Genomic DNA, 5,348 nt, shown 5'->3' on the forward strand with positions numbered 1-5,348 from the left:
CGGCATTGATGGCGAAGGGCGCGTTGTGGTGCGCCGGCGTCTACGACGCACCGAGATGCTTCCTTTCTTTGGCGCGCTGAGCCCGTGCCGCATTGGCATGGAGGCATGCAGCACCGCCCATCACTGGGCTCGGGAATTGATGGCGTTCGGGCATGATGTACGGCTGATGCCGGCGAGCTATGTGAAGCCATACGTCAAGCGTGGGAAGAATGACGCCAACGACGCCGAAGCCATTTGCGAGGCGGTGACACGGCCGACGATGCGCTTTGTTCCTGTCAAAAGCATCGAACAGCAATCCGTCATAATGCTTCATCGCACGCGCGATCTCCTTGTGCGGCAACGCACGATGCTCGTGAACGCCTTGCGCGGACATCTGGCCGAAGTCGGCATTGTCGCGGCGCTGGGGCTTCCGAAAGTCCAGGAACTCATCTCGCTCGTCAAAGACGACGCCGATGAACGCGTAGAACCACTTATGCGGCATTGCATGGAGGTGATCGTCGACCAACTGCAGGATATCCAGGGAAGGATTGGCACTCTCGATCGCGCGATTCACGCTGGGCACAGGCAGAACGAAACTAGCCGTAGGCTCGAGACAATTCCAGGCGTCGGCCCGATCACCGCAAGCGTCCTGGCAGCGACGGTAACCAGCCCCTCAGCATTTTCGTCCGGTCGACATTTCGCGGCATGGCTCGGCCTGGTGCCACGACAAAATTCCACCGGCGGCAAAGATCGGCACGGGAAAATCTCAAAGATGGGCGATCAATACATACGACGACTTCTGATTGTCGGAGCCCACGCGGTCTTGCGCTGGGGCAGGACCACCAAAGGCTCGGCGTGGATCATGAGATTGCTCGGCCGCCGACCCTTCAGGGTCGTCGCCGTGGCATTGGCGAACAAAATGGCGCGAATTGTGTGGTGCGTCCTCGCCAAAGGCAGCACCTATCGCAACGAACACTCTGCTGGCGCATTGCCAGCCTGAAAATTCGACGACGACGTATTTCGAGTTGCGAGGGTGAACGATGATGTGATGACAAACCGGTCGAGCCGGGGGCCGGAATAGCCCGCTAGGGGTTATGAGCATAATGCTCGATGTTCTGATTGGGATCCGACCCGCTAACTTCATCAGGGCCCGCAGCCAGGAGTGCTGCTTCATTGAGGCCGGACACATGGCTTGCACCCGACCGTTCTGTTCAGATCGTCATCAAACCCCTTGCAATGCGGAGAACATCCACACATGACCCCTTCAACGCGGGCTCTTAGATACCGAAACGGTCCTTCATTTCTCCCGTGCGAACCCAGGCCGTTCCAGGCATTCGCTCGATGAATCTCGCAAACACATCTCGGAAAGAGGCTTTGGTGGACTCGTCTGTTAGGAGCATAGCCTGAGTTGCAGGCAGCAGGGGTCTCATGTCGGTTAGAAAGCGCGGGTTTGCGAGTTTGGCGAGCATACGCTCCTCTGCCTGAGCCCGAGAAATAGCTTGGCCAGACAATTTAAGATACTGGGTCAAAAGGTCGGTGACACGCTTGGAATCCAGGCCTTCAAATGTTTCGAGCGCATAAGCAAGGTCGTATAGATCGCGACCCTTGTCGCGCTGGAGCAGCGCCCGCAGTTTCGTCGCTAGCATTTCCTCCCGCGAGAACGTCGACACATCGGCCTTACCGGTGAACCAAGGGTTCTCGACGGCAAATTTAATTTTGGCAGGCGGATCGAATGCCGTGATCTCGCGAGTATTGATCTCGACCTTCAGCCGGATCAAGACACCGCTCCCGTCTTCCGGTTCGACACGAAACCGGAGCTTAGGTGCAATGGGGCTCTGCTCGAATTGGCCCTTTCCGAGCCACGGCTCTAGCACCGCGCGCAGCCGGTCAAGAATAGGCCCGATTGGCCCATTCAAAGTCCGAACCAGATCAATGTCCTCGGAATATCGCAGGGGAGAGGCAAAATGCAGCTTGTTGAGTGCCGTGCCGCCACGGAAGCGTAGCTCTTCGCGGAGCATTGCATCCGAGAAAATTTCGACGATGGCGCGACTAATGATCAGATCCTGTTCGATCTGACGCTGATCGGCCCACGGTACGACGTTGCTCCATGCGACAATGTTTTGAGTCGGAATCACTCATCCACCTCCGGCTCACGGCGAACAATTACATGCCATTTGGAATTGCGCTCAATCGGCTCTGGCGCAAAGTCCGGATCGCGGGCCTCTTTTCTATCCAGCTCGGTCCAAGGCGGCACTCTCCGATCGTTTAGAGTCTTCAGCATGCCTTCGGCTCGGTCGCCATGACCTAGTCGGTCAAGAAGGTAGCCAAGCCGTTGGACAACCGGCCGTTCAGCGGCCGCCGCCAGTTCGGCAAGTTTCGTCGCATCGATCATCGGACCAAGGTCGTTCAGCACGGTCGCGATATTGTCGAGTCCGCCTGATGCCTGTGGATAGCGCAATAAGTCGAGAGCGGTCAGCGCGCTGGACGATACCTTCATCGTGCCGGTATCGGTCTTGCGCTCTTCGATGCCGCTTGCGACGGCGCCCATGTCTTTGCGGTAGGAGAATGAGATCAGGTTTCGCCCAGCCCGGATCTTGGGAATGCGCTTTGGGGCAACAACTTGAAACTCCATAACTGCCTGATGCGTAGCGCCGTGCATTTCGGCGGCCTTTAGCAGCCCCACATAATAGGGCTGGTTTTCATGAAGCATCAGAGCGTCGATGTACCAGGAAGGTGGCGGAGCACCCCAGGAGGCGAACTGGGGTGGAACGATCACGTAGAAGCCTTGCCGTGGGTTGAGTAGATGCTTTCGGCGCTGCAACCGTTCTGCAGCATCGAGGAACGCGCCGTGCGTTAGGTCCAACGCCTGCTCAGCTTCACTAATCGAGAATACGACGCGCCCGGCAGAAAGCAGGTTCGCCATATAGGTCGAGAGGGCAGAGCGTTGATCATAAACCATGTCCGATTATCCGCGTTTAGTGCGGAACATTCAACATGAGTTGCGAGAATCAGACAAATCGTGCCGGAGACTCCGTTCCTAGCGCGGAGAATCCAACTTGAAATGGTGTTCTAGCTGTTATCAATTACCGCTGAGGTGCGCAAAACCAATTAGCGGTCATTGATGGACGTGCCGTCAGAACACCCCTGCGAGCCTCTGGGAAATTAGGAGTTGAATGCCCATATTCCGATTGCACGGCACAAGCCACACGGTTGTCAGGTAAATTCCATCAATTTCCGATGGAACTTATCATGAACATACACTACCACTGCTTATGTTGGCAGATTTTTTGAGGGAAACTATGGCCCGGACTTGGAATCGTGATCGTGCTGCGAAGCGCATTCAAACTAGGCTGAGCGAAGTCCGCCTCCAGGACATTGAAATCCGAAAATATGTTCGCGACACAAACCTCGACAACCTTCCACGCACGGTAGCGTATCGCGTGGATGGCGCGCATTTGTATGCCGATATCGTCAATCTTGATGATATGTTGAATGTAACGGCCGTAGAGGGGGAAACCTGCCACAAACGGACGTTGCGTTTTCTTAACCTCCACTATCGCGCGGTGCATCGAATTCTGCAAGAAGTCGACGCGCTTTTCGTCGATTTTCACAATCAGCGCCTACATTCAGTGGTCACTAAGCCGTACGATACTGAGAACGGACGTGTTCACCGCGCCGTGGCAATTGGTCAGCTGATCATTGATGTCCTGAAGCAAACAGGGGAAGACGCTGACCACCCTGCGGCAAAAGTTCGAGTGGGTATTGACAGTGGGAAGGCCCTTGCCGTCAGCAATGGCCGCCGCGGGCACCGTGAACCACTTTTTTTGGGTGAGCCGGCCAACCACGCAGCCAAGCGGGCTGGAGGAGGGAAAGCCACCGGGATTTATCTGACGAACCTCGCGCGCAAAGTGATTGGATTGAAGGACGTCGACAATCCAGACGTCAATCCGCTTTCGGCGTCGGAAATCGAAGCATCGCAAAAATCAGCCAATCTTAGCGTGACAGCAGATCAGATCGTCTCTGAGTGGAAGACTGACTTGACCAACAACCCAATTGGTTCTTTCAGCTTCAGCGGTCACACGCCGCCGTACAGCACTCTCGATATTGAAACGCTGTCGGTCCGGAATTCGCGCCGGCAAGACGCCGCGACAGTTTACGCCGACATAGACAACTTCACCAACTACGTCAGCGCAAACATTGGCGACGACAGTGGTGCAAAGCACGTCGTGCGCGCACTTCATGTCATTCGCAGCGAACTCGATGCCGTTCTTCACAAAGATTTTTCAGGCCGGAAGGTTCGTTTCATCGGCGATTGTGTGCATGGCCTTCTCGTCGAGGGCACTGCTCAGACTACCGATAACGAGACGACGATCAGCAATATGGTGCTCTGCGCCGGTGGAATGCGAAGCAGTTTCGACTTGGCAATCGAGAAACTGCAAGACGACGGGACTGATGCGACAGACCTTGGTCTTGCTGTCGGGTTCGAATTCGGACCGATGACAGTCACGAGGCTCGGAGTAAAAGGGGCGCTTGTCCGGTGTTCTGTAAGCCGGGGAGTCATCCAGGCGGAACGGGAGCAGCATCGTTGCGGAGAACATGAAACCGCTATCGGGCAGAATGCTTATGACAAAGGCAATGATGCAGTTCGCGGTATTTTTGGTTCGAGGCGGAAGCGGGCCAATTTGGATTACGATGCGGCCGTTAGCGAGTTGTCGTCCAAAGGCGACAAGGTCGCCAAGGCAGCGGCGGCCTTTGCAGCCGCCGGTTTACTAAAACCTGCGTCAGCTCCCGCAAGCCCCTACAGTTTTCAGAATCGCCCAACCGGACCAGCCAAGAAAGACGGCTTTTCTTGATCTGGTATTTTCAGAACGCGGACCGATCTCGGCACGAGCGGCTCGCCATCGAAGCGCTCGTTGGGGAAGTCCAATGGTTACGCCCGCTCGATTGGCGAATCGATGAACATCTTCGTTTGGTTTGGGACGCCGACATCTTGATCGGCGAACGCGTATTTCCGATTTATCTTCGATATCCCAACCATTTTCCTCATTCACCGCCGCTCGTGATGCCACGAGGCGACACGTCGAGATGGTCCAGCCACCAGTGGGGAGCTGGCGGTGAGCTATGTCTTGAAATTGGCGCCGACAACTGGAACTCGGATTTTACAGGCGCGGATATGGTTCGAAGTGCCTTTAGTCTGCTTGAAATGGAGGTGGAGCGAACACCAAGCTCCGAAATCCCATCTCGGCATCAGACGACCCTCGGCCAGGATCTTCGTTGGTCGGTGAGCCGGCTTGCAGCGACGACCTCTTTGCTGGAATTTGCCGCCTCTCAAGACGTGCCCCTGGAAGGGAAGGTCGACTGCATAGTAC

The 5,348-nt window shown here is 55.9% G+C and carries 4 protein-coding genes and 1 pseudogene; 3 read left to right on the forward strand and 2 right to left on the reverse strand.

Annotated features, from left to right (window positions below):
* A partial coding sequence (locus EOA27_RS20135; RefSeq protein ID WP_127256967.1) for an IS110 family transposase occupies nt 1-979 on the forward strand: 979 nt, incomplete at its 5' end.
* A 277-nt stretch (nt 980-1,256) separates the two neighbouring features.
* Here the strand turns inward: EOA27_RS20135 and EOA27_RS20140 are convergent.
* Nucleotides 1,257-2,114 carry a nucleotidyl transferase AbiEii/AbiGii toxin family protein gene (locus EOA27_RS20140; protein ID WP_127256969.1) on the reverse strand — a complete coding sequence of 286 codons (858 nt, stop codon included), beginning with the start codon at nt 2,112-2,114 and terminating at the stop codon, nt 1,257-1,259.
* Complete coding sequence (locus tag EOA27_RS20145) at nt 2,111-2,938, reverse strand: type IV toxin-antitoxin system AbiEi family antitoxin (protein ID WP_127256972.1); 828 nt, start codon at nt 2,936-2,938, stop codon at nt 2,111-2,113. Before EOA27_RS20145 ends, EOA27_RS20140 begins: the two co-directional genes overlap by 4 nt.
* 340 nt (nt 2,939-3,278) lie before the next feature.
* Between EOA27_RS20145 and EOA27_RS20150 the strand changes: the two genes are divergently transcribed.
* Nucleotides 3,279-4,832: an adenylate/guanylate cyclase domain-containing protein gene (locus tag EOA27_RS20150; RefSeq protein WP_127256974.1), complete on the forward strand. Its 1,554-nt coding sequence runs from the start codon at nt 3,279-3,281 to the stop codon at nt 4,830-4,832.
* A pseudogene (locus EOA27_RS20155) lies at nt 4,829-5,348 on the forward strand (hypothetical protein); the annotation flags it as partial. The gene EOA27_RS20150 and the pseudogene EOA27_RS20155, both read left to right, overlap by 4 nt.

The sequence above is a fragment of the Mesorhizobium sp. M2A.F.Ca.ET.037.01.1.1 genome (assembly GCF_003998075.1).
GTDB lineage: Bacteria > Pseudomonadota > Alphaproteobacteria > Rhizobiales > Rhizobiaceae > Mesorhizobium.